The following is a 25,828-nucleotide window of genomic DNA, read 5'->3' as shown; positions in this document are numbered from 1 at the left end:
GACAAGGGGGACAAGGGGGATGAGGAGACGAGGAGACAAGGGGGACGAGGGGGACGAGGGGGACGAGGAGACGAGGAGTGAGTGTTGACTTTTGACTTTTGACTTTTGACTCCCAACTCCTAACTCCCAACTCCTAACTCCTAACTCCTAACTCCTAACTCCTAACTCCTAACTCCCAACTCCCAACTCCTAACTCCTAACTCCTAACTCCTAACTCCTAAAGCTACGAGTTGGGATTCGATTTCTGAGGATTTCAAGTCACGACCGATGAAAACTAAGCGGGTTTGTCTTGGTTCTTCAGGTTGCCAAGGACGGTCGTAAAATTGATCAAATCGGGTTCCGACACCTTGCATGACTAAGCGCATGGCTTTGTTAGGGACTGCGACAAAGCCTTTAATTCGGTATATCTCTTGCTGTTGTGCGATCGCTTGCAACTGGTGCTGTAATTTTTCTGGATCAAAAGCGCGGTCTAAAATTACGTGAGTTGAGATAATTTCTTCGTCGTGTTCGTGTTCTTCTTCGGTGTCGTGATGACTGGGACGACTATCTAAATTATCTTCGACAGCGGCGTTTAATCCTAATAATATAGATGGATCGAGTTGAGCGCGATCGCTTTCCACAATCTTGACTACTCTCGGCAATTCTTGTTTAATTAACTCTTCAACTTGCGCTTTTGTCTTCTCATCTACCAAATCGGTTTTATTTAAGACCACCAAATCAGCACAAGCAAGTTGGTCTTCAAACAGTTCTTGCAACGGGGTTTCATGTTCTAAACTATCATCTGCCTGACGTTGCGCTGCTACTGCTTCCGGGTTGCTGGCAAATGTGCCTGCTGCTACCGCTGCACAATCAACTACCGTAATTACCGCATCAACTGTGGCAGCGTTGCGGATTTCTTGCCAGCGAAAAGCCTTGATTAACGGCTTTGGTAAGGCTAAACCAGAAGTTTCAATCAAAATACAATCGATACTATCTCGACGCTTAATTAACTCCAGCATCGTCGGAAAAAATTCTTCTTGTACAGTGCAACATAAACAGCCATTAGTTAATTCAAAAATATTACTTTCGCCATCTTCTGGGCAAATTTGACAGGATTTCAACAGTTCCCCATCAATCCCAAGTTCGCCAAATTCGTTAACTAAAACAGCGATACGTCTACCTTGGTTGTTTTGTAGTAAATGGCGAATTAGGCTAGTTTTACCACTGCCTAAGAAGCCTGTAATCACGGTAACGGGAATTTTTGCAGCCATATTTTTACTTTATTTTCTCAGTATATTTACATCTTGCATCTTGTCGTTTATACAATCATACAAAACCCTTGAATTTCTATAGTCCGCGTAGGCGGACTTTGTACGCACAACGACCCAGGCTTCCAGCCTGCGGGCGCATTGGTGTGCAACATAGTGACATAATTTAGGGGCGATCGCCTTGTGGTTGCCTGTATATACTACAGGTAATCTCAAGGATATCGCCCCTCAATTTTAATTCTTTCAAAGTTTGTAGCAATTACTCAGCAGTAGCCAATTCGGTGCTACCACGAGTGCGACGCCGTGTCAAACTATTAAACAGCATCAAGCCGATCGCTTTGATCAAATTACCTTCTAACTCTTGGAACATTTTCATATTCATGCCAAAAGCAGCGTTAGCTTCATCAACAATGCGATCTGCCGTTGCATCATCAATCGGCAACTCATCCACAGCAGAACGATATTTCGCTTTAAAAGCCTTCTCGTCCGGAATTTCGGGAAATTCATAAAAAGCGGTACCTTGCCCATCATTCAGGTTCATCCCCGTCACTGCGATGTTTTTGAGAATTTGTCCTCCTGATAAATCCCCGATATAACGAGTGTAAGAATGGGCAATTAACAATTCCGGTTCTTTAGCTGATACTTCCCGGATGCGCTTTACATAAGCTTCACCCGCAGACGATAATTGAATTTGCTCGCGCCAGTTAGAACCATAATAATAAGCCAAGTCTTGCTCTAGGCTATGCTTGCGGTTTAGCTGAGGAAAGTTAATTTTAGAAACAATCGGATGATTGCAATGCTTTTCTATCTCCTCTTCCATTGCTGAATAGATGAAGTAGAAGTTACCGACTAGCTTGCGGTAGGAGTTTTTTTCTACCACTCCCTTTAAAAAACACTTGACAAAACCGACATTCTCTGCCATTGTGTGGGCTTTTTTAGTGCCTACACGCAATTTGGTTGCTAAATTGCTGCTCATACTAAATTTCTCAACTTTAAAAGGTCAACTGCCAAAGTCTTGATTTCCCGACGCCGAAAAAGCTACTAAAAGCCTAGATTAAAGCTAATTGATGAGAATTTTCATTAAAATTTCTTAAGCCGTAATATTTTGTATTATTTGAAACGACAAATTCCCTAGTAAACAGCAGCTATTTACGGCATTATTTTAAGATTAGTTTCAAGTGTGAAGTATCGGCAAATTTACATCATAGTAAAAACTGAAATTCATGAATCTAACATGAATTATTTAATACATGTTTTCCCAAGTACAGACTGATATCACGTCCATTTAATTGACATTAATAAAAAATACCAAATCCATGTATAGACGTAGCAGTGCTACGTCTCTACATCTGTGCTACGTCTCTACATCTGTGCTACGTCTCTACATCTGTGCTACGTCTCTACATCATATGTAATAAAGCTGTCATGATATGACTTGAAAAAAGAGTAAAGGAAAAAAGATATTTTGGCGATCGCTACTTAAATATAAGCCAAATCTTGATGAAATATTGATAATCGCATATAATATTTTCAAATAAATTTCAGTATTATTGCGGAATAACAGGTGGTTCAAAATAAATTTTACTCGCCAACTAACTAGTATATTGTCCTGATAAAAAGGTAAGTAGTCAGAATTGTTGAATAAATTGTAAAGTGTTATTCTCCTGTGTGACTGTGTGGAGTGTTTAAACCAATGGTTTCATATATAACTCAAACTCAAAACGGCTTTCGTGGCGGTTCTGCTTCTGAAGCATCGACAAAAGGTATAGAAGACAGTTTTGCACATAATTTAATCGCATTACCAGCAAATCCCCTATTTGGTACAGATGGCATTCGGGGAAAAGTGGGAGAATTACTGAGTGCGCCTTTAGCATTGCAAGTAGGCTTTTGGACAGGTATTGTTTTACGTAACCATGCTACCAATAGTGGACCTGTGATTCTGGGGCAAGATTCGAGAAACTCCAGCGATATGCTGGCAATGGCTTTGAGTGCTGGGTTAACCGCAGCGGGTATAGAGGTTTGGTATTTAGGATTGTGCCCAACTCCTACCGTAGCTTACCTCGTCAGCGTCAGTGATGCCATTGGTGGAGTGATGATTTCTGCCAGTCACAACCCACCAGAAGACAACGGGATTAAAATTTTTGGGGCTAGTGGTACCAAGTTACCGCAACTGTTACAGGCAGCAATTGAAGCAGGGCTGCGCGGCAAGGCAACATTACCTGTTATTGTTAGTAATTGTGGACGGCATTACTCGCGCCCGGAATTAGTGAAGAATTATGCCGAGGCATTGCAAGAACCTTTGGAGAATGCTGTAAGTCTTCAGGGAATGAAGATTGTTTTAGATTTGGCATGGGGTGCAGCAGTTAAGTTGGCACCAGCAGTATTTAGAGAAATGGGGGCAGAAGTAATCTGTTTGCATAACGAAGCGGATGGATCTCGCATTAACGTTAACTGTGGTTCCACTCACCTAGATATTCTCGCCCAAACCGTCAAAGAGAATAATGCTGACATCGGGTTTGCCTTTGATGGCGATGCCGATCGCGTCTTAGCAGTAGATAATATCGGCAGACAAGTTAACGGCGATTACATCCTTTATCTTTGGGGACGCAGTTTGCTTTCACAGCAACAACTGCCAGATAACTTAATAATTTCCACCGTCATGGCGAACTTAGGCTTCGAGAAAGCTTGGAAACAAATTGGTGGTAAGCTAACTCGCACAGCAGTTGGCGATCAATACGTTCAAGCCGAAATGCTGCAAACAGGCGCAATGCTAGGTGGTGAACAATCCGGTCACATATTGTGCCGTCATTATGGTATCACAGGCGATGGTTTATTAACAGCTTTACATATAGCCGCTTTAGTGAAAGAAGCCGGTGTTTCCCTGAAAGAACTGATAGATCAAAGCTTTGAAACTTATCCGCAATTATTGCAGAACGTGCGGGTTATGGATCGCGATCGCCGATTGGGATGGAAGAATTGCGAACCCGTACAAATCGCGATCGCTCTAGCCGAAGCTGCAATGGGCAATTCCGGTAGAATATTAGTTCGCGCTTCTGGTACAGAACCAGTCATCAGAGTTATGGTAGAAGCTGCCAATGAAAAAGTTGCTGATTACTGGACAAAAGAATTAGTCTCACAAGTCCAGCAACACTTGGCATAGTTATGAGTGAGAAGTTAGGAGTGATGAATTAAGAGTCAGGATGTATAAAAGTCAAGAGTTAAAGCGTGGAAAAATTAGGAATCAAAACTCCGCGCTCCCGTAGAGACGTTCCGTCGGAACGTCTCTACCGCTCCTCCTGTACTCCTGTACTCCTAACTCCTAACTCTTAACTCCTAACTCATTCACCATTCCGCGATGCTAAAACTTAAGAAAAAATCCAAAAACTCAAAAAAAAAGCAATCCCTACCAGAAACTCCACCTCTAACCCTGCAAGAAAGGTTAGCCCAAAAACGCAAAGCAACCATTGCACGTAAAGAATTCACCGGCTTACTTACCAAAGCTGTTTCTATTGCCCTTGTTGTCGGCATTCTGCTGGGTATAGTCGGTGGAATTAAAGCCGCAGTTCCGGGTGTAGTCGGAATTATTGTCATCGCTTTTTGTTTCAAATACCCCCGACAAGCGCTTTTTGCCTTTCTCATTTACGTACCTTTGGGTGGTACTATTACTTACTACATCGGTAACAGCCCGATACTTCAATTAGCCAAAGACGCTTTCTACATTCCAGCGTTGATTTCAATTTGGCAGCTTTCCAAAAAGCGGGGACTACCTCTATTGATTCCCCAAGCCCTGAAAATACCACTATTTATTTTATTAGGTTCCTGCACCCTAACTTTACTATTTGTTAATGGCGCTCAACAACTCAGCCCTCCTCCCGTTGGGTTACTGCAAGACGCACCCAAGGAAATACCTATCGGCATGGGTATTTTAGGACTGAAAGTATTGTTAGGCTACTTACCCCTGATTAGCTGTTATTACTACCTGATTCGTGACAAGCGGGATTTTCTCTTTTTGTCACGCTTGCAAGTTGTCCTAATACTTGTCTCCTGTATTTTGGGTTTTCTTCAGTATTTGTTACTACTTACAGGTATATGTGAAGGTACTAGAAATGCAGTAGGCAGTGATTTATTTAAAGCCACACTTGGCGCTAGATGTTATATTGGTGGATCTCTAGTTTATAGTCCCAGTCAAGGGATGATTCGCTTACCAGGAACCTTTGTTGCTCCTTGGCAGTGGGCATGGTTCCTCATTTCCAGTACCTTTTTTACTTTTGCCACAGGCTTTAGCGATCCCTCAATTCTTTTTAGAATCATCGGTTTAGGTTCTTTAGTGACGGTCTTTTTGAATGCAGTTATTTGTGGACAGAGAATTGCCTTAGCTTTAGTCCCCACCTGCTTCGTACTTTTACTATTGCTTACCGGTCAACTTGGCAACCTCAAGCGGTTTATCCCTTTAGGAATGGGACTTGCCCTGATTGTGACAATTGCCATAGTCAGCAATCCCACAGTTGTGCAAGAAAGGACGGATAGCTTTGTCAGTCGCTGGAATGCCTCACCTCCTCAACAATTTATCGTCGATCAATTTGAAGAGAATTGGAAAAACTCAAAAGGACCTTTCGGAAGCGGTTTAGGTCGAGCGACTAACTCTGCCCGTGCTTTAGGTCAAACAAAACTAGTCGAAACCTACTACCCGAAACTGCTTTATGAAATTGGTATTTGTGGAGTACTAGCATTTTTGGGCTTGGTAACAACTTTAACAGTCGCGTGCTTCCGGACATACCGTTTGATAAAAAACCGTAATTTCCGCAGTTACGCAGCCGCTATGTGGGTGTTTATATTGTTTATTAGTTACAACACTTACTACTATCCTCTAGATGTCGATCCTGTTGCTGTTTATTACTGGTTTGCCGCTGGAGTTCTTTTAAAGTTGCCAGAAATAGACAAACAAGAAAGACTCAAAGAGGTACAAGCAGAAGGAAATGAGGGAAAGCGTCGGAAGTAGGGGGGAGGAGGGGACAAGGGGGAGGAGGGGACAAGGGGGACTGCGTGATCAAGGGGGACTGCGTGATCAAGGGGGAAGAATTTTCATAACTCCTACTCCTGGCTGTTGACTCCTAAAATCTAAAATCTAAAATCTAAAATCTAAAATCTAAAATCTAAAATTCATATGGATTTGCCTTTAATTTCTGTAATTATACCAACCTATGGTCGTGAAGAACCGCTGCGTGATAGCCTTGTGGATGTCCTCAAACAAGAGTACCCAAATTTTGAAGTTTTGGTTGTAGATCAAACGCTAAAACACCAACCAGAAACTCAAGCTTATTTGGAGGAACTTGCAGCCGCAGATAAAATAAAATGGTTCCGCTTGGATTGGGCAAGTTTACCTGGAGCGCGTAATTATGCTGTGCGGCGCTCATTAGGTGAGATAATTTTGTTTATTGATGATGATGTAGAGTTAAGAAATGGATTTTTAGCGGCTCATGCTAAAAATTATCTAGAAAAGCCAGAAATAGGAGCCGTTGCCGGCAGGGTATTTGACAGAATGAAATTGGGTGATTCTGGGGGGGACTTGGAGATTTCATATTTGCCTCCCGAAGCAATGGACCCAGGAATCGCTTGGTATTATATTGATTTGGTGCATACAGTTAAACCCCAGCAAGTGTTGACAGCGAGGGGTTGTAATATGTCTTTCCGTCGCGAGATTTTTACTAAGTATGGACTGAGGTTTGATGAGAGGTTTCGGGGTAGTGCCGTGCGTGAGGAATCTGACTTTTGTTTGCGCGTGCGGCAGACGGGATATAAGATTTGGTATGACCCAGAAGCTGATTTAGTGCATTTAGGGGAAGAAACGGGGGGTTGTCATGATATTAGTATGCGATCGCTTAAATATCAGATGACCTTTTACCACAACCATTTTTTATTAGGACTGAAAAACCTCACCGCTACCCAAGCTTTACGCTTATACGCTCGTTTATTTGATTGTCACGTCCTGGGACGCCCTCCTTGTCACAAAAGCGGTTCCCCGATTAAAATTGTCACCCGTGCTGTTTTCTACTTTTTGGGTTTCCTCAAAGCCGTGGGTACAGTCATTCAATCAGCTTGGAATGATGGTCAAATTTACACTCAACGCGATCGCCAACATTATAACGATTTCCCTGTAGGTAGTGAGCGATTTATCGCTCTGAACAAACATGTTAAGGACGCGCATTCCTGACTACGACCTTACGTTTAATTTAATTCTCCTACTTAACAACTAACAATCATCAACCAACAATATTAATGAAAATTCTAGTTGCCAGTCACACTTATATTGTAGACCTTAACTGCGAGAAATTACGCACTTTATCTCAACTAGAACCGGGAATTGAAGTGACGGTTGTAGTTCCCAAACGTTGGAAACCGGGAGGTGTACAAAACAAAATTATTCAAACGCAATACCGCGATGAAGGTGCATTTAAAATAGTTCCCATTTCTAACTTAAGTCAAAATCATCAAGGACTTCTCACTTTTGGAGTTGATTTAATATCTTTGTTGCGAAAGTTTCGTCCCCAAATCATCCAAGTAGAACAAGGTTCTCGCGGACTGTCTTATGCTCAAATGATTACTTTAAATAAGCTCTTGGGACTCAAAGCAAAAAATATCTTTTTTACTTGGTGGAATCTGCCATACAAACTCAAATTACCCGCAGCTTTATTAGAAAAATATAACCTGAATAATAGCCACGGTATCATTTCTGGAAATCAGGATGGGGCAGAAATTCTCAGACAACGAGGATATAAAGGTTCAATTAAAGTCATGCCACAGTTAGGTGTGGATGAAAGTTTATTTGCTCCCAAATCTCAACCAGAATTAGCGGCTAAATTCGGTATTGAACCAGGGGAATTCGTGGTTGGCTTTGTCGGACGTTTTGTCCCAGAAAAGGGCTTAATGACCCTTGTAGATGCCTTAGCTAGTTTAAAAGATAAACCCTGGAAATTACTTTTAATTGGGCGCGGTGCGTTGCAATCAGAATTAATGAACAAAGCCGCTGAAAACAACTTTAAAGACAGAATTATCTTGGTGGAAAGTGTACCCCACGATGAAGTGTATAAGTATATCAATTTAATGAGTACTTTGGTGTTGCCTTCAGAAACAACTTATAAATTTAAAACCTTAACTTCCGCAGGTTGGAAAGAACAATTTGGTCATGTGTTAATTGAAGCAATGGCTTGTCAAGTTCCGGTGGTTGGTTCCAATTCTGGGGAAATTCCCCATGTAATTGGTAATGCTGGGTTAGTCTTTCCGGAAGGGGATGCGAAAGCTTTGGCTGATTGCTTATGGCAATTAATGGATCAGCCAGAATTTGCCGAAAATTTGGGTGAAATGGGTTATCAAAAAGCAATGGTTCAATATACAAATAAAGCTTTAGCAAAACAGCAATTAGAGTTTTATAAAGAATTGGTTAATAATCGTTAGTCATTGGTCTTTTGTCGGGTGCGTTACACTTCGTTAAACCCGACAAATTTAACTCCTAACTCCCGTAAAGACCTTCGAGTGGAACGTCTCTACCTAACTCCCGTAAAGACGTTCCAGTGGAACGTCTCTACCTAACTCCTAACTATATAAAAATGCGAATTCTACAAATTGTCCCTTCAATTTCTCTGATTTACGGTGGTCCAAGTCAAATGGTAATGGGATTATCTTCGGCATTGGCACGAGAAAATGTAAAAGTTACTATTCTCACTACAGATAGTAATGGTGATTCTGGTCAAAAACCTTTGGATGTTCCTTTAAATTGCCCGGTGAAACAAGATGGTTATGAAATAATTTACTTTCGTTGTTCACCGTTTCGTCGGTATAAATTTTCGCTCTTATTATTAAAGTGGTTAAATAATCACGCTGATGAATTTGACTTGGCACATATTCATGCTTTATTTTCTCCTATAAGTAGTGTGGCTGCGACTGTGTGCAGGCAGAAAAATTTACCTTACATTTTGCGTCCTTTGGGTACTCTCGATCCGGCTGATTTGCGTAAGAAAAAGCAATTAAAACAGCTTTACGCGACAATTTTAGAACGGGCAAATTTGGGGGGTGCAGCAGCAATTCATTTTACCAGCGATCAGGAAGCAAAAATATCAGAACGATTCGGAGTTTCTACGCACGATTTGGTGATTCCTTTGGGTGTTATTCTCCCAGGAGGAGAGGGGAGGAGGGGGAGAGGGGGGGAGGGGGGGAATGCTATTCGGACTCAGTTTGGTATCCCCTTGAATGTGCCTTTGGTGCTTTTTATGTCGCGGATTGACCCGAAAAAGGGGTTAAATTTATTGATTCCGGCTTTGGAAAAGTTATTGGCTGAAGGTGGTAATTTTTATTTTGTCTTGGCAGGAACGAATCCTCAAGATCCAGATTATGAAGAAAAGATCAGATTGCAGATAGAAAATTCACCTTTGCGATCGCATACGACAATTACTGGTTTTGTCACGGGTGAATTAAAGTCAGCTTTGCTCCAAGCCGCAGATTTATTCGTCTTACCATCATATTATGAAAATTTCGGGATTGCTGTCGCTGAGGCGATGGTAGCGGGAGTACCTGTAATTATCTCAGACCAGGTGCATATTTGGCATCAGGTGCGCGATAGTGAGTCTGGGTGGGTGGGTACAACAGATGTGGAATCCCTTGTAGAGTTGTTGCGATTCGCTTTACAAAACCCCGCAGAATGTCGGCGTCGGGGATTACGTGCCCAAGAATATGCACTCTCAAACTTTAGTTGGGAAGCGATCGCTCGTCAAATGATCCAAGCATACAATCAAATTTTGACATCAAAGACAAGAATTTAACTTCTTTACATTAGACATCGACCGAATTTAATTATGCGTTGCCCGAACCCCAACAGACGTAGCTAGCTTACGTCTCTACGTCTTTTATGGAGATGTCTATTAAACAACACAACCTAAAATTTTGTTGCAAACCGCCAAATCCCTATTGGCATAGTACAATACTTAATGCCTTTATAACCACAGGGAATCTTACATGGCTCTCCGTCTAGGTGACACAGTACCCAACTTTACGCAAGCTTCTACACACGGTGACATAAATTTTTACGAATGGGCAGGTGATCGCTGGGTAGTGCTATTTTCGCACCCCGCAGACTTTACACCTGTTTGCACCACCGAATTAGGTACAGTTGCTAAACTGAAACCAGAATTTGACAAGCGCAACGTGAAAGCGATCGCTCTCAGCGTTGATGATGTTGACTCCCACCAAGGATGGGTAGGAGATATCGAAGAAACTCAAAATACCAGTCTCAACTATCCGATTTTGGCAGATCCAGATCGTAAAGTTTCTGACCTTTACGATATGATCCACCCAAACGCTGCTAATACCGTAACAGTGCGATCGGTCTTCGTTATCGATCCGGATAAAAAACTGCGTCTTAGTTTCACCTACCCCCCCAGCACTGGACGCAACTTTGATGAAATTCTGCGGGTGATTGATTCACTGCAACTAACTGATAACTACAGTGTAGCAACACCAGCCGACTGGAAAGACGGCGATGATGTCGTAATTGTCCCCTCGCTGAAAGATCCAGAAGTGTTGAAGCAGAAATTTCCCAAAGGTTATGAGGAAGTCAAACCTTATCTGCGGATGACTCCTCAACCAAATAAGTAGAAGGGGAAAGGGGAAAGTTTTTGGTTAATTTCTTTGACATTTATTTGTTAACCCGGAAATAATTTCCCTTGCAAAGGTAGGGTATATGCCCTACCTTTCACTTTATGGGGTATTTGGGTGAAAATAAAGAATAGACATAGAAAGTGAAAAAGAATTATTGTGACGATTCTGTGCTACGTCTCTATGGTTTTTGGATAACGCATATTTAATTTCTACTTCTTGTGTCTAATAAAAGTGAGTAAGGTTAAGTATTATGCTTTCATCCCCTATTGTCGTGTTAATTCCGCCATCAATGCAAATGACAGACGACCAATTTTTTGAGTTCTGTCAGGTCAATCGTGACTTACGCATTGAGCGAAATCAACTTGGAGAAATATCAATTATGCCCCCAACTGGTTCAGAGACAGGAAATCGTAACTTTAATATTGCTTTACAGGTAGGAATTTGGGCAGAACAGGATGGTACAGGTATTTGTTTTGACTCTAGTACGGGATTTAAGCTGTCAACGGGTGCAGAGCGTTCTCCTGATGTTTCCTGGATTAAACTAGAACGGTGGAATACTCTCTCAAGGGAACAGCAGCAAAAGTTTGCACCAATTTGTCCAGATTTTGTCATTGAACTCAGGTCAGCTTCGGATAACCTGCAACCCTTGAAGGATAAAATGGAAGAATATATGAGAGAACCAGGAATACAGCTAGGCTGGTTGATTGACCGCAAGAATCGTAGAGTTTATATTTACCGTCCAGGTCAACCAGAGGAATGTTTAGAAAATCCCGATCGCATTAGTGGCGACGATCGCATTTTACCTGGATTTGTTTTGAATACAAGTAAAGTTTGGTAAAGCGATCGCCTGCACATGGGTTAGAGATAGAAGTAGAAATGAACTATGCGTTGCCCAAACCCCAAGAGACGTGAAATTTCACGTCTCTACATTGTTCTCTGGAGATGAAAGATTCTAATTATCGCGTTTCTACTGTCACATCTGCACTTATTCCCGGAGCAATTCGAGATTCATAACCGCGAATACTCTTCGGATCAAGCATTATCTTCACCGGAACTCGTTGCACCGTATTATTATTATTATTATAATTAGCCGAGGGGCTATTTTGCGGTGTCGGTGCAAACCTGCTAAAAGAAGCAGGTGATATATTATCTACCTTGCCAATAAATATGCGACTGGGGAAAGCAGCAATTTTGATTTCGGCTTTTTGTCCCGGATGTATGTTTTCTAACTGAGTTTCCTTAAAGTTGGCAACAATCCAAGGATTCGGCTGCACAACTGACATCAGAGTTTGTCCTGGTTGCACCTGCTGACCTACTCGGACATCTTTGTTACCTACTTGACCGCCGACCATCGCAGTTACTTGCGTGTAAGATAGCTGAAGTTCCGCTTGTTTTAATTCTGCCTGTTTTTGAGCGATCGCTGCTTGTGCGGTTTTATATTGTTGCCGATTTAACTCGACTTGCTGATTAATACTTTGCGATTTGCTCGCTGCGATTTTTCCTTGAATATCCGTATTACCTCCCAAGTTACGCAGCAAAGATGTATCAATTGTCGCTACCCTGTTGATATTCTGCCGTGCTACTTCTGCTTGTTGCTTGGCTAGTTCTAAATCGGCTTTTGCTTGTGCTAAAGATAGTTGATATTCGCGGGGATCGAGTTTTACTAATACTTCCCCTGGTTTTACCGATTGGTTATCTTTGCTGGCAACTTCCATAACTACCCCAGCGATGCGGGAATTCACAGGATAAATATCTGCGTAAACATAAGCATTATCAGTTACCTGGTGATATTTAGCAAACTGCAAATAGCGGTAAGTATAAATTCCCCCAGCGATCGCTCCAGCACCTAATGTCGCTCCTACGATCAACAAGGGTAGCAGCTTGCGGTTGCGAGGTCGCGATGCAGGTTTTTCATCTCTAGGAGATTCTATCGGAGCGATCGCTGTCACCTCTTGCTCCGAAACTGAAGTTTTGTGTGTATTCATTTGCGTAATTTGCTCGGTCTGTTTTGATGACTCTAGACGTTCCATCAGTAACCTTAGTTTCGGAAACAATTAGGGCTGGAGTTAGTAAACAAGATTAACGATAAACTAGTCAATACGTCCAACGCAAGATTTTTTCACTAATGTTGTTGGGGATACGAATTTTAGATAAGTATATACTGAGCGGGAGCGAATAGCATCAATCAATTAATCCTAGCTTTGTTTAGAATGAATTTTGGAGGTATGGCAATGAAATGGCGTGTGATTCTAGAACCAGATTTAGAAACAGGTGAATGGGCAGTATGGTGTCCAGAGTTGCCAGGTTGCGTTTCCGCAGGAGAAACCGAGCAAGAAGCTTTAGAAAATATTCGTGAGGCGATCGCACTTTATCTGGAAACCGACTTCATTAAACTAGCACCAGGAGCGGTTACACGCGAGGTTATTGTTGGATGAGCCGTACCCGACGAATGAATGCATTGGAAGTTGAAAGCATCCTGCAACGTTACGGCTTTGAGTTAGTCTCTCAAAAAGGTAGTCATCGGAAATGGCGAAATATTGACCGACAACTTCAGGTAATTGTACCATATCACAAAGGTCGTGATTTACCTATAGGAACGCTACGTAACATTATGATCGGTGCAGATATTCCAGAATCCGAATGGAAAGCGTAAATCTTCCCACTGATATATAGCGGTTTTCAGTTGAGTGAGATAAATAAAACCTCACCCCTTCCCCTCTTTGCGAGTTCAAAGAGGGGTGTCCGGAACGGACGGGGTGAGGTTCTGTATTGCACCCAACTGAAAACCGCTATAATATCATGTCCGACAAATTACCCATAATGTAGAGACGTTCCGACGGAACGTCTCTACGACGGTTGCGACGTTTTTGTTACTGTTAATTAAACGGACATGATATAAGCCAAAATTTTTATAGGTAAGAACTCAAATAAATTTAACATGGATATCAAAAACGGCTTTGTCGGAACTGTTGGTAACACACCGCTGATTCGCTTAACCAGCTTTAGCGAAGAAACTGGTTGCGAAATTCTCGCGAAAGCAGAATTTCTCAATCCTGGAGGTTCCGTCAAAGACCGTGCCGCACTCTATATTATTGAAGATGCCGAAAAGAAAGGTTTACTCAAACCCGGTGGTACCGTCGTCGAAGGAACCGCCGGTAATACAGGTATCGGATTAGCACATATTTGCAACGCCAAAGGTTACAAATGTTTAATTATTATTCCCGATACCCAATCGCAAGAAAAAATGGATGCGATGAGAGCGTTGGGTGCTGAAGTTCGTCCCGTCCCCGCTGTACCATATAAAGACCCCAACAACTACGTTAAACTATCTGGCAAAATCGCCGCAGAGATGGAAAACGCAATTTGGGCAAATCAGTTTGACAACTTAGCAAATCGTCGCGCTCACTACGAAACCACAGCAGCAGAAATTTGGGCGCAAACAGATGGTAAAGTAGATGCTTGGATATCTGCAACCGGCACAGGGGGCACATTTGCAGGTGTAGCGATGTACCTGAAAGAGAAAAATCCGGCGATTAAATGCGTAGTTGCCGACCCGATGGGTAGCGGACTTTATAGTTATATTAAAACAGGTGAAATCAAATTAGAAGGGAACTCGATTACCGAAGGTATTGGTAATAGTCGCATCACTGCAAACATGGAAGGTGCGCCGGCTGATGATGCGATTCAAATTGATGATAAAGAAGCTTTGCGAGTAGTTTACCAGCTATTGAGAAAAGATGGGCTATTAATGGGCGGTTCCACAGGAATTAATGTTGGTGGTGCGATCGCACTAGCGAAACAAATGGGACCCGGACATACTATCGTCACTATTTTATGTGATAGCGGTTCTCGTTATCAATCACGCATATTTAACCCTGAATGGCTGGCATCAAAAGGACTGTCAGTCGATTAGAGTGTATAATCAACTATGGATCAATACGGCAAAATCTATAATGTACTTGATCTTCAGGCTTACATTGGTTTTTGACTTGGACTAACACACCAAGTCGATTATTGTCCTCAGATTTAACTTTGCGATCGCGCAATTCATCAAACTCAACTATACCCGTTGCACCGGGCGTTGATTGGAAATATTTGTTACTTAGAACATCGTATAATCCCTGTCGGGTGGGGTTATTTCCTAGCCTTTGCAAAGCGTCTGCAATTACCTGTGCTGCATCGTGTGCAGTCGCACTACGCCAACCAACATATCGTGTTTCCCAAAGTTGAATTGATTCGTTTTTATACCATTGAGGAGTTAGTTCAATATCAAAAGGTATAGCAAGAATCATATTTTTTGCCTTCTCTGCAAAATCAGGTGTTAATTTATCGTCACTGTAGAATGAATCTCCAGCAAATAGATGTTTATTATTATTTAACTGGATTGCAGATAATCCTCTACTTGTTGCTTCCCCTGAACCCAGCGATAGCATCAGTAAATTTGCCTTTTTCATCTGACTATCGCATTCACTGATTGTGATTTTTCCTAAATCGCATGAAAATACATTTTCCGGTGTAAAATTGCTCTCTAATCCCTCTTTTAGCGACTTACTGTATATTTTTCCAGAATTATAGAAAATAGCAGCTTTCTCACCTGGAAAATTCTTTTGAATGTACTCAAATAAATCGCTGCTAGCAACTGCATCACTAGGGGCAATGCGAAAGACATATTTACTCAATTTAAATTGGTAGCCTGAAGGTGTAATTGTCTTTTGTCTAACCGCTGTACTAGTTGGCGAAATTGCCACTAATTTCTCACTTTCATAAACTTTATCAGCGGCTAAAATTGCATCACTAGTGAAATTACCAATTACTGCTAAGATGTTGCCATTAAAAGCTTCATCACCAGGAATTTTATTCTCAGCAATATGTTTAGCAACACGAGTAGCAATAAGAGGAGTGTTGTCATCGCGAGCGATTATTACCTGTAATAATTGTTCATTTATACCTTTTTTTTGATTAAATTTATTCTGAAGATGTGCAACTCCTCGTAATATTTGTTCGCTAAGTCTGCTGAACTCTACAGATGTACCATTAATTGGGTTAACGACAGCAATAGTTAGTGGTGGTTGAGTGCTATCATTTGCTTTGGCATTATTTAAGAATATTAATGTTTCTGGGTCTACAGAACATTTTACAGAAGTGATGTTATCCAATGCAGCTTTTTTAAATAAATTCATTGCCTCTTGAAAATTTTGCTGGGCTTTTTTGAACTTTCCTAGAGAAAAGTCAGTCATTCCCGCTTGTTTTTTTGCATGTGCAGCCAGACAATCAGGATTAGTTGATGTTATACCTTCAGTCAGCAAAGATTCTTCACCACGGGTGAAATAATTATCGGGTAGTGGAGGTGCTTGGATAACAAGATAAACGATGTATGTGATGAATGCGATCGCTACCACCCCAAAAATTCCAAATCCAGCATATAACCAAGGCTTTTTAACTGTAGCGTCTGGATTTAAAACCAATCTAGCATCATAAAGTGCTGCCATTACTTCATCCGCAGACTGATACCGATATTTCGGACTTGGTTCCAACATCTTATTAATAATTTTCACCAATTCTGGACGTACTTTCACAGAATTATGCCATTCTAAATTATAGGGTATACCTAAATTCATCGGGTTATCACCTGTAAATAAGTAGATACAAGTAGCTGCTAAAGAATATAAATCTGAAGCAAAATAAACAATCCCAGCATTTATCTGTTCTGGAGGTGAAAACCCAGGAGTCATAATCACGGTTGCACTTTCCGAAGCACCTTCTTCAACTTTCTTGATTACTTGCTTAACCGCACCAAAATCTATCAAGTATAGTTTTCCAGTCTTTTGACATCTAACTACATTAGAAGGTTTAATGTCCCTGTGAATAATATTTTGGGGATGGATAAATTTAAGTATGTCCAACATTTCCCGCAAAAACTCGATAATTTCACTTTCAGTATATTTTTTGCCAGTTGCACATTCTTTCTGCAAATCATTACCTTCAATATATTCTTGCACCAAATAAAACAATTTTTGTGCAGTATTTGTTGAAAAAGCAGTAACTGACAACTCAAAAAAAGCATATAAACGAGGAATTTGATTGTGTTTCAACTCCTCTAACACTTCAGCTTCTTGTTTAAAAAAGCGTTCAACTTTTAGAATTAATTCTGCCGACAGTGGCATTTTTGGGTGTAATTGTTTAATAATCCGTCGTTTTTTGTCTAGAAGCTTGTCTCCTGGTGAATTTAAATCTAACACTACAAATGTTATGCCAAAGCCACCACTGCCCTTTTCTTCTAATGGCAAATACTGATTTTTCAAAATTAAAGGCATCCCACAAATATGGCAATATCGCTGTTGTATATGGTCATTTGTGAGATAGTCGTCAGGGATATCGTTGACATGCGGACGTTGTGTTGAATGTCTGGGACGAGTGCAATAAACTTTCATTTAAGTCACCTTTCAAACCAAAATACTTTATTGCATTATATTCCGGTGACAAGACTATTTTTTGATTTTCAAGTTAATACAAGCAACTTTTAAATGTAAATTCAATCATGATTCAATTGCTATTCAATAGTTTAATTCTGATAATTATAATTAGAGAGTGTCAGTTGGGTTTAACCCAATACGCTTGGTGTTAGAGCTAAAAACATGATTTTGCGTAGGTTGGGTTGAGGAACGAAACCCAACATTTTCAAGGCTTTGTTGGGTTTCGCTATCGCTCTACCCAACCTACAATTATCTACAATTATCCTTAACACCAAGCGTATTGGGGTTTAACCCAACATTAATGCTCGGTCGAATTAGATCCCGAATTAGATCCCCGACTTCTTTAAGAAGTCGGGGATCTGGACAACGCAAATTTTCGTTATTTTCAATTTATCTTAATTAAAAGGCTGAATTCTACTTTTATAGCCAATAAACGCATTTTTTCAGACTTAGTGTTAGGGAAAAAAATATGTTTAATTTTCGCAGGTATTTTCTGTTACTAACTTCTGCTATCTTGATTTCAATGGCGCTACAAGTTAGAATTGCAAAGGCACAAGAGACAATATCTACTAACAAACCACCGGAAGTATTCACCACTGAAAAAAGTACCGATACCCTCAACCAAATTAACCAATACGTTCAAGAAAGTGGAGAAACATCAGTCAATTCAGTCTCTGAACTTTCTGATGTGCAGCCAAATGATTGGGCATTTCAAGCGTTACAGTCTTTAGTAGAACGCTATGGTTGTATTGCCGGATATCCCAATAGTACTTTCAAAGGAAATCGAGCGATCGCTCGCTACGAGTTTGCTGCTGGATTGAATACCTGTTTGGACAAGGTGAACCAACTGCTTAGTGCTGGTACCGCTAACATAATTAGCAAAGACGATTTAGTGACTTTGCTTCATCTGCAAGAACAATTTGCCACAGAATTGACTACTCTGCGGGGTAGAGTCGATGCATTGGAAATGCGTACAGCAGAGGTGGAAGGAAACCAGTTTTCTACCACTACAAAACTCACCGGACAAGTGATATTTGCTGTGACAGATGCTTTCGGAGATGCTAGCGTTAGAACTCGTGGCAATCAGGACAACTATAATACTACGTTTTCTAGCCGAGTGCGTTTGAGGTTGGACACTAGCTTCACGGGGAAGGATAAGCTAATTACACAGATTCAAGCAAGTAACATTATTTCTCCTCGACCTGCAACTGCAACTGCTCCGGGAAATGAAGCTCGCTTGAGTTTTGATTCTACGAGTCTTCCAGATAATGGTGCTTTGCTTAACTGGTTGCAATATAGTTTTCCTGTCAATGACAATGTGCGATTGACCATTGGGACAGGAGCTTCTTTCGCCTTTAGCGATATTGTAGATATAGTTAACCCACTAACAAGGGAAGCTAGTGGTACTATTTCTCGCTATGGTCGCTACAACCCCATATACCGTAAGGGTGGAGATACTGGTGTAGGTGTCAACATTAAATTAAATAGAAATATCAAAGTAGATTTGGGTTATACGGCAGGAAATGCTAACAACCCCGGTGTCACTCCTGGAATTGCTGGTGGAGGAGAAAACGGTTTGTTTAGTAGTAACTATGCTGCGTTAGCTCAGGTTGTCTACTCGGACAGTAATTCATCTAAAATTGCTTTTACCTACGTCAACGCTTACAACAACAATGGTTTAGGTCATGGTACTGGCAGTTTAGCATCTAACCTAGGAGGTAGAAGAGTTTCCTCCAACTCTTACGGTATTGAGGGGAATTTTCGGGTAAGTAAGGGTTTTGAACTTGGGGGATGGGTGGGATATACCGATGCTCGTGTTCTCACTAGAGTTAGAGGAGATGCTGACATCTGGAATTGGGCAATTACCCTTGGCTTTCCCGATTTGGGTAAAAAGGGTAATTTGGGAGGTGTGATTGTGGGTATGCAGCCTAAGTTAACTGGTACTAGTACACTTTTGCCTGAATTACCTCGTCGCGATCGCTCTTCCGGACTCCACATTGAAGCGTTTTATCGGTATCGCATTAATGACCATATTGATATTACACCGGGTTTGATTTGGCTGACAGCACCAAATCACGACAATAATAATGGTGATATTATTCTAGGAGTAGTTAGAACTACCTTTAGTTTTTAGAGCGATTTTTAGGTAAATGAACCACAACCATGAGACCTAACCCCCAACCCCTTCCCTATCCGGGAAGGGGAGTAAGACTCAAAGCCTCTGTCCTCCCAGGAGAGAGGTAAATGAACCACAACCATGAGACCTAACCCCCACCCCCTTCCCTATCCGGGAAGGGGAGTAAGATTCAAAGCCTCTCTCCTCCCAGGAGAGAGGTAATGAACCACAACCATCAGACCTAACCCCCAACCCCTTCCCTATCCGGGAAGGGGAGTAAGATTCAAAGCCTCTCTCCTCCCAGGAGAGAGGTTTGGAGAGAGGTCAGTAGGAAATGTACAGCAAATTTGAGGTTTAGGAGGTACATGCGTAAAACCCCTCTCCTTGTAGAGACGTAGCAATGCTACGTCTCTACGTGTATTTAATAACAACGCAATCTGCTGTATCAAATACAAAATCTCAATTAACGATTTATTGGTCAGGAAGCAATTCAAATTCATATAAAGTTCCTGCCTCTTTTTCAACCAATTGTACTAACTTACTTTTACCATCGAAGTCGCCATTAGGTTTAAACCTGATTTTCCCAGTAACTCCCTCATCTTCCATTGTAAAGTTATGGGACAGGAATTCTTTTATTAATTGTCTAGTAGGACTAGGATTCTTTTTTATTGCTTCAAACAACGCATTTGTCGCATCATAAGACGTAGCTGTACGCCAAGTAATTTTATTTTCAATTCTTTGTGGTTTACACCAGAGTTGGTAAGAGTTTTTGACAAATTCTTTAGATTTAGGATAAGGAACAGTATAATGCCAGGGAACAGCAATTACCATATTCCGCAATATTTCTCCCACCTTGGAACCTGTTAGTGAATTTGGTTCATACATAGCATCTCCGGCTAGATAATGAAATTTTTTGGCTTTAGAATTTAGAAAGTTCAGAACAGTTCCACTTATATCACTTTTCGGAACTGCGAACATAAATATATTAGTTTGATTGTTAATAGCTTCATCAATAACTTCAGTGAAATCTTGATTAAGGTCATATTCTTTAGGAAGTGATTCTTTCCTTGCCTTAACAACTCTTTTAAATTCATCTTTAAGAGACTTACTGTATTCACTGTCAGGGTTAAAGACAATAGCTGCTTTCTGCTGGTTAAGATTTTTAAACATGTAATCTGCAAGTTTTTCTGCTTCATCAATGTTATTGGGAACAGTACGGAAAAAGTATCCGCTTTTATTATCAATATCAGGATTAGTACTAGTAGATGAAATTAATACTAATCTTTGTTCTTTGAAATCGGGATTTCCATAGATTTTTACTGCTTTTTCAGTGTCATCGCTTGTAAAATGACCAATAACCCCAAGTATATCTTTTTGCTGAACTAGATAGTTGGCTATTCCTTCTGTAATATTTGTATCGCCTTTTTTTTCATTTGCAATAATTACTTTGAGTAACTTACCATTTTTTTTGGTTGCACTTTTATTTATTTCGTCTTGAGCTTGAGCGACTCCACGCAGTATTTCTAAAGCAGCAGCTCGCTGATTTTCAATGGGAACTACTACAGCAATTGTATATGACTCTTTGTTACCAATTTGAGCATTCTTTAAGTATATTAATGGTTCCGGGTCAGTGCAAACCTCAGAACCATTTTTTAGGAATTTGGGATTAGTTCTTGCCTGTAAAAAATTCTTCTTATTTTTTAAAGTCTGAAATTCTTGATCTGAATAGTTAATAAATATGCGATCGCCATAACTAATGCGATCGCTAATTGGGTTCGCTACAGGAATTGTTGCCGTTGGACTTGGTGTTGCCGTTGGCATGGGATTAACTCGCGACCAAATTTGCGGAATGCCTACGACAACAACAACTGATGCAACAACAGTTAATAAACCTAAAATTAACTGTTTATTTCTGCGTCTTGAATACATATGGTAATGCGTATAGGAAAAATAACATTGATAAAAATCCTAAACCAGTTGATACAAGTAAAATCAATATAGCTATTAGCAGTTCTTTGACAAGAAAAGGAAATGACATAACTAAAGCAGCTGTTCCTACTGCAATTGTTAAAAAGTATCGGATGTATTTGGGTATTATATTTAGAACACCTCCATATTGAACAAAAATTAAGCCTATTAGAATCAACAACCAGATAATTCCTGCAAAAACACCATTTGCAAAAAGAGAACTGGCAATTGAAAATGTTAGCAATCCATAGATAAAACCAGTGAGTGATGCACTAAGTAATAATTCAAATTCTTGACCGGATTTATCGAAAAGTAAATCTAACCATTCTTGTATTGACTTAGGACGGTCTTCTGGATATCTTTCCATACCTTTGATAATGGCTTGATTGACGCGATCGCTAATATCGGGATTGATTTCTTTTGGTGGTGTTAATGGGTCTTGTTTTGTCCTTGTTCTAGTTTCAGCATCGGGAAAGTATGAGTTAGTTAGTAAGGTGTATAAAGTTGCAGACAGAGCATAAATATCTGTATGAGGACCATATTTTGTACCATTGTCTTGATATTGCTCAATGGGTGTATATTTGCCAGAACTAAATGCTGTTATTTCCTTGGGGACATCTGGGTCAACATTTCTCGCGATTCCAAAATCAATTAATACCGCTTCGTCTTTATTGTGACGAATCATAATATTCAACGGTTTTACATCTCGATGTAACAGCTTATTATTATGAACCACGATTAAGGCTTCACTGATTTGCTGGATGTAACGTAATGCTTCAGCTTCTGGTAGAGGAGTCTGCCTTTGTCTTAGCAGTTCTGCTAAATTTTTACCTTGAATATATTCCATTACTAAACATGGCAAATCTCCTACAAGCAATACCTCAATATACCGAACAATATGAGAATGCTTGCATTGATTCAACGATACTGCCTCATTAAAAAAATTTGTCCGCAACTTCTCAAAATATGGACCGCGTTGCACAGATTCATTCAATGTTTTGATGACAACAGAATCACCATTTCTATCTGTGGCACGGTAAGTAATGCCAAAGCCTCCTTGTCCAAGCACTTCTTGCAACAGATATTTATGGTTTATCCATTGACCTGGCTGCCAATGAAAGAAATTCTGATGTTCCATTTCCTGTTCTGGGATTGTGACCTCATTTGTATTTTTAGTGTTGTCATGGCTTGGTTGCTCCATAACCATAGTTTTTATTCCTGCTTTGTTAAACTTTGCTAGGGATACTTACTAACATCTGTAAAGAGATTCGATTTTAATATTAGATAATATTATAGAAGTAGTCAAACAATATATTTTATATATAAAAGTTAATATTTAATATGCTATTATTTACCAACTGTTGGAAAAAAATAATTTCGTTGAGAAGTGGAAATTGCAACTGATATTAACGTAAGTTGCTAGTTACAATTTGACAGGGAATAAATCAAAAGTATCATACATCAAATCCGTTAAAACTGATATCTTGCATCAGTTGCAACAACCGCCTCAGAATGAATTCTGAGGCTGATAGTTAAAGTCGTCTAAAGACGACTAGTGGTCTGTCAATTTTATTTTGAGGGGTTTTTGGTAGTGCGGGCATCTTGCCCGCGTGAGTGAGACGCTCACACTACAGTCCATCATTTTTATATTGACAGACGACTAGGTAAAGGTTTTAGTCCACGCTTTGTGGACAGTAGCTCTAAGCTATCGAGTTTTAACTCTGGGCGGGATATCGGGCTTATTGAGAATGGTGCAAGATGTCGGTTAAAACTCATATCTTGCACCATTCTCAACAACCGCCTTAGAATAAATTCTAAGGCTAATAGCTAAAGTCGTCTAAAGACGACTGAACAAGGGTTTGAGTCCACTTAAGTGGACTTTAGCTATCAGCCGGGGAATTTATTCCTCGGCGGGTTATTGAGACTGGTGCAAGATATCGGTTTTAACCGACTTGCACTATTAGACAGCGATTTTAATCGTTGTCGGGTTAGGTTTAAAATCGATGGAATAATAAAAACGCAACTTACGTTAGTTGAGTTATTTGCTAGGAACTAATCCAAAAGTTTTACTTTAAAACTGTAACCTTGCCTTCCTTCAGTTATAATAAATTCTGGTTCTCCAGAATCAGATTCTACTTTTTTACGGAATTCCCAAACCAAGTGAATCAAGTCATTATTGCGCTCAAAACCATCGTTAAAAATCGCTTTAATTAAATCTTCAGAAGAACATACCACGGGCTGATTGTTATTAGCTTTATTTTTTTGAGCCATGCAATCAATTAGCTTGAGTACTTGCCGGCGCAACTTAATTTCTTCTGTTGTACCATTCATTCGCCAGAGCTTTTTTTGACTGAAGCTGTAAGCTAAATAAGGACGCTGAAACTGTTGAATTTGATTAGTGATATCCGAGTGAGGTTGTCTAAAAGTTAGTTTCCAATAGACAGGTATATCTGGTTCCAGTAACCTATCAAGAATGATAATTGTGTCTTTGTCTTGGAGACGCAATCTACCATCTTTTCGGACATCTATTTCTTTGCTTTCACCACGTTGAAGAAAAGTTCCGTTGGCACTGGGGTTATCATCTACTATCCACCAAGAATTATTTTGACATTCAAAGACACAATGTTTGCGAGAAATTGTCTTTTGTTCGTTAGAAAGCTCAATATCGTTTTGACTATCGCGCCCTACAGTCAGGCGATCGCTTTCTATTAATTTACACTGAATTTCGCCATCTGGTGGCTGAATTTCTAGGAACGGCAACACCGAATGCATACTAAGCTCCTAATTGGTGAGGTAACTTTTATTGGTTTGAATGCCGGATTGAAAATAAGTGAAATTTATTAGACATCGACCGAATTTAATTATACGTTCCCCCAAACCCTTGTAAAGACGTTCCGGCGGAACTACGTCTTTTCTTTTTAATCAGTATTATTGCTGCTATTATTCCACATTTTACCTTTTTATGATACTAAAACTTAATCGATATTCACACCGTTTTGCTTTTCTAATTAGAGTTATTGATACAAATGCAGACAAATCGGAGACTTGATTATTTTTTACATTCAGAGAATAAAAGCCGCAAAATTCATACGGAGTAAACAGAGGCGTGTAATAATTACATGTAGTGCAATTCTCCTGCAAAGACGGTTCCTAAAAAAATGTCAAACAATCAACCATCCGCTTCTTCTAAATGCGTGCGGGTGTGTCAAAATCGTGCTTGTAAAAAGCAAGGTGCTGCGAAGGTATTAGCTGCTTTTAAGGCTTCAGTTGTTCCTGGGGTGACGGTGACGCCTACCGGCTGTTTGGGACAATGCGGTAATGGTCCGATGGTGTTGGTGTTGCCCGATCGCATCTGGTATAGTGGTGTCCGTCCTTATGAAGTGCCAATGGTTGTAGAACAGCATTTGCTCGACGGTCACGAACTTAAAAAAATGCTGTAATATCGGTTTCATTCCGGACACCAAGACGATTAAAAATATAAAGGACTGCACTCTTTTTTAATCTTTGCGAGGCATCCTATGAATATTCAGCAGCTGCGTGAATCACTGAAAATCAAATGGCTAAATTACTACTTTGAAAATCGTCCCTGGTTAGTAAAAATGCAAATTTGGGGCACCTATGATGGTGAACGTCGTCCGAGCAGTGGTTTTATGTTGGCAACTTTATCTGTTTTAGAACCGCAACTTGATGAGATTTTTCCTTTTATTTTGGATCTAAATAATAATCCCGATCGCATTGTTGCCGCATTAGGTCTTAACTTCAATCCCGACCGACATTTAGATTTAACAACGAATACCCCGTCTTTAAACACGGGGTTTATCCCTATTAAATCGGAAAACCCAATAGCTACCACAGAGGTGATTAGCGATGCCTGTCGGCAAGCTACGCAACAACATGAGGTTAGAGATGCTGTCAAAAACGAAGTTGAAACTAAGAGTAATGAAGCGTTGGTAACAACTGAAGTAAAAAATAATGACAAACCTGAAGTTGAAAGCAAGAATAAATCTAAGCCATCGGGATTTACTACTAAAGTTGAAACCAAGGGCAAACATGATAATAAACACAGCAAAACTTCACCTCCTAACCTTTCTCCTTGGGGAAGAGAAAAGAAAAAAAGCGTTGCTCTGCTTCCGGGTGATGTTGTCCGAATGAATCCAACAAGCGAGCGATCGCATTCAGTTTCCACTTTATTATCTAGCAATGGCAAACCGCTTGCTGTGGCTACAATTGAAAGTCAAGACAAGGGTGTAAAAATGCAATGCAAAGATGTTCACAGTGAAGTTAATTCATCACCTACTAATGCCAGTAATCTACCTTCTTGGATAGATGAGTTTTGTAAAGGTGTTGGTTAGTAGAAGTTAGGGGAGAGGGGGACA

Annotated in this window: 20 protein-coding genes; 13 read left to right on the top strand and 7 right to left on the bottom strand. The window is 40.4% G+C overall.

Features of this window, described 5'->3' with window-relative positions; all coding sequences use genetic code 11:
• Positions 1-203: 203 nt before the first annotated feature.
• Together cobW and OGM63_RS19565 are read right to left on the bottom strand one after the other, a co-directional pair.
• Positions 204-1,250, bottom strand: a complete 1,047-nt coding sequence (cobW, locus tag OGM63_RS19570) for a cobalamin biosynthesis protein CobW (protein ID WP_263747332.1) — start codon at positions 1,248-1,250, stop codon at positions 204-206.
• Positions 1,251-1,506: 256 nt separating this feature from the next.
• Positions 1,507-2,223 (bottom strand): biliverdin-producing heme oxygenase, encoded by a 717-nt coding sequence (locus OGM63_RS19565; protein WP_263747331.1) that lies wholly within the window; start codon positions 2,221-2,223, stop codon positions 1,507-1,509.
• Positions 2,224-2,940: 717 nt separating this feature from the next.
• Between OGM63_RS19565 and glmM the strand changes: the two genes are divergently transcribed.
• The 7 genes from glmM to OGM63_RS19530 all read left to right on the top strand — a co-directional run bounded on the left by glmM (position 2,941) and on the right by OGM63_RS19530 (position 11,733).
• The gene (glmM, locus tag OGM63_RS19560) at positions 2,941-4,407 is read left to right on the top strand and encodes a phosphoglucosamine mutase (RefSeq protein WP_263747330.1); all 1,467 of its coding nucleotides are present in this window, start codon (positions 2,941-2,943) and stop codon (positions 4,405-4,407) included.
• A gap of 195 nt (positions 4,408-4,602) precedes the next feature.
• Positions 4,603-6,246: a hormogonium polysaccharide biosynthesis protein HpsL gene (gene hpsL / locus OGM63_RS19555; RefSeq protein ID WP_263747329.1), complete on the top strand. Its 1,644-nt coding sequence runs from the start codon at positions 4,603-4,605 to the stop codon at positions 6,244-6,246.
• A gap of 165 nt (positions 6,247-6,411) precedes the next feature.
• Positions 6,412-7,458 (top strand): hormogonium polysaccharide biosynthesis glycosyltransferase HpsN, encoded by a 1,047-nt coding sequence (gene hpsN / locus OGM63_RS19550; protein ID WP_263747328.1) that lies wholly within the window; start codon positions 6,412-6,414, stop codon positions 7,456-7,458.
• A gap of 65 nt (positions 7,459-7,523) precedes the next feature.
• On the top strand, positions 7,524-8,699 hold the full coding sequence (gene hpsO / locus OGM63_RS19545; protein ID WP_263747327.1) for a hormogonium polysaccharide biosynthesis glycosyltransferase HpsO: 1,176 nt from the start codon (positions 7,524-7,526) through the stop codon (positions 8,697-8,699).
• Positions 8,700-8,851: 152 nt separating this feature from the next.
• Positions 8,852-10,060: a hormogonium polysaccharide biosynthesis glycosyltransferase HpsP gene (gene hpsP, locus OGM63_RS19540; protein ID WP_263747326.1), complete on the top strand. Its 1,209-nt coding sequence runs from the start codon at positions 8,852-8,854 to the stop codon at positions 10,058-10,060.
• Positions 10,061-10,253: 193 nt separating this feature from the next.
• Positions 10,254-10,892 carry a peroxiredoxin gene (locus tag OGM63_RS19535; RefSeq protein ID WP_263747325.1) on the top strand — a complete coding sequence of 213 codons (639 nt, stop codon included), beginning with the start codon at positions 10,254-10,256 and terminating at the stop codon, positions 10,890-10,892.
• 253 nt (positions 10,893-11,145) lie between these two features.
• Complete coding sequence (locus OGM63_RS19530; protein ID WP_263747324.1) at positions 11,146-11,733, top strand: Uma2 family endonuclease; 588 nt, start codon at positions 11,146-11,148, stop codon at positions 11,731-11,733.
• Between the two features lie 118 nt (positions 11,734-11,851).
• Here the strand turns inward: OGM63_RS19530 and OGM63_RS19525 are convergent, their stop codons facing one another.
• Positions 11,852-12,880 carry an HlyD family secretion protein gene (locus OGM63_RS19525; protein ID WP_263747323.1) on the bottom strand — a complete coding sequence of 343 codons (1,029 nt, stop codon included), beginning with the start codon at positions 12,878-12,880 and terminating at the stop codon, positions 11,852-11,854.
• A gap of 246 nt (positions 12,881-13,126) precedes the next feature.
• Between OGM63_RS19525 and OGM63_RS19520 the strand changes: the two genes are divergently transcribed.
• The 3 genes from OGM63_RS19520 to OGM63_RS19510 all read left to right on the top strand — a co-directional run bounded on the left by OGM63_RS19520 (position 13,127) and on the right by OGM63_RS19510 (position 14,808).
• The gene (locus OGM63_RS19520; protein WP_263747322.1) at positions 13,127-13,330 is read left to right on the top strand and encodes a type II toxin-antitoxin system HicB family antitoxin; all 204 of its coding nucleotides are present in this window, start codon (positions 13,127-13,129) and stop codon (positions 13,328-13,330) included.
• Complete coding sequence (locus OGM63_RS19515; protein WP_263747321.1) at positions 13,327-13,548, top strand: type II toxin-antitoxin system HicA family toxin; 222 nt, start codon at positions 13,327-13,329, stop codon at positions 13,546-13,548. Before OGM63_RS19520 ends, OGM63_RS19515 begins: the two co-directional genes overlap by 4 nt.
• Positions 13,549-13,833: 285 nt before the next feature.
• On the top strand, positions 13,834-14,808 hold the full coding sequence (locus OGM63_RS19510; protein ID WP_263747320.1) for a cysteine synthase A: 975 nt from the start codon (positions 13,834-13,836) through the stop codon (positions 14,806-14,808).
• Between the two features lie 13 nt (positions 14,809-14,821).
• On the opposite strand, the gene OGM63_RS19505 is transcribed toward OGM63_RS19510, so the two are convergent.
• Positions 14,822-17,326, bottom strand: a complete 2,505-nt coding sequence (locus OGM63_RS19505; protein ID WP_263747319.1) for a bifunctional serine/threonine-protein kinase/ABC transporter substrate-binding protein — start codon at positions 17,324-17,326, stop codon at positions 14,822-14,824.
• 511 nt (positions 17,327-17,837) lie between these two features.
• Between OGM63_RS19505 and OGM63_RS19500 the strand changes: the two genes are divergently transcribed.
• Positions 17,838-19,502 (top strand): iron uptake porin, encoded by a 1,665-nt coding sequence (locus OGM63_RS19500; RefSeq protein ID WP_263747318.1) that lies wholly within the window; start codon positions 17,838-17,840, stop codon positions 19,500-19,502.
• Positions 19,503-19,955: 453 nt separating this feature from the next.
• Here OGM63_RS19500 and OGM63_RS19495 read toward each other — a convergent pair whose 3' ends face one another.
• The 3 genes from OGM63_RS19495 to OGM63_RS19485 form a co-directional block, all read right to left on the bottom strand.
• A complete protein-coding gene (locus OGM63_RS19495) occupies positions 19,956-21,413 on the bottom strand; it encodes an ABC transporter substrate-binding protein (protein ID WP_263747317.1) in 1,458 nt (485 codons plus the stop codon).
• A complete protein-coding gene (locus OGM63_RS19490) occupies positions 21,391-22,653 on the bottom strand; it encodes a serine/threonine-protein kinase (RefSeq protein ID WP_263747316.1) in 1,263 nt (420 codons plus the stop codon). The genes OGM63_RS19495 and OGM63_RS19490 overlap by 23 nt, the downstream gene beginning before the upstream one ends.
• An 851-nt stretch (positions 22,654-23,504) precedes the next feature.
• On the bottom strand, positions 23,505-24,224 hold the full coding sequence (locus OGM63_RS19485) for an FHA domain-containing protein (protein ID WP_263747315.1): 720 nt from the start codon (positions 24,222-24,224) through the stop codon (positions 23,505-23,507).
• A gap of 386 nt (positions 24,225-24,610) precedes the next feature.
• Here OGM63_RS19485 and OGM63_RS19480 point away from each other — a divergent pair, with 386 nt between their 5' ends.
• Positions 24,611-24,892, top strand: coding sequence for a (2Fe-2S) ferredoxin domain-containing protein (locus OGM63_RS19480; protein ID WP_263747314.1), 282 nt, complete (start codon positions 24,611-24,613; stop codon positions 24,890-24,892).
• 78 nt (positions 24,893-24,970) lie between these two features.
• A complete protein-coding gene (locus OGM63_RS19475; protein WP_263747313.1) occupies positions 24,971-25,804 on the top strand; it encodes a DUF5331 domain-containing protein in 834 nt (277 codons plus the stop codon).
• Positions 25,805-25,828 lie beyond the last annotated feature (24 nt).

It is taken from the genome of Plectonema radiosum NIES-515 (assembly GCF_025753815.1).
GTDB lineage: Bacteria > Cyanobacteriota > Cyanobacteriia > Cyanobacteriales > Nostocaceae > Hassallia > Hassallia radiosum_A.
The sequence above is the reverse complement of the archived record's forward strand: the minus strand, read 5'-3'. Positions and strand labels throughout refer to the sequence as shown.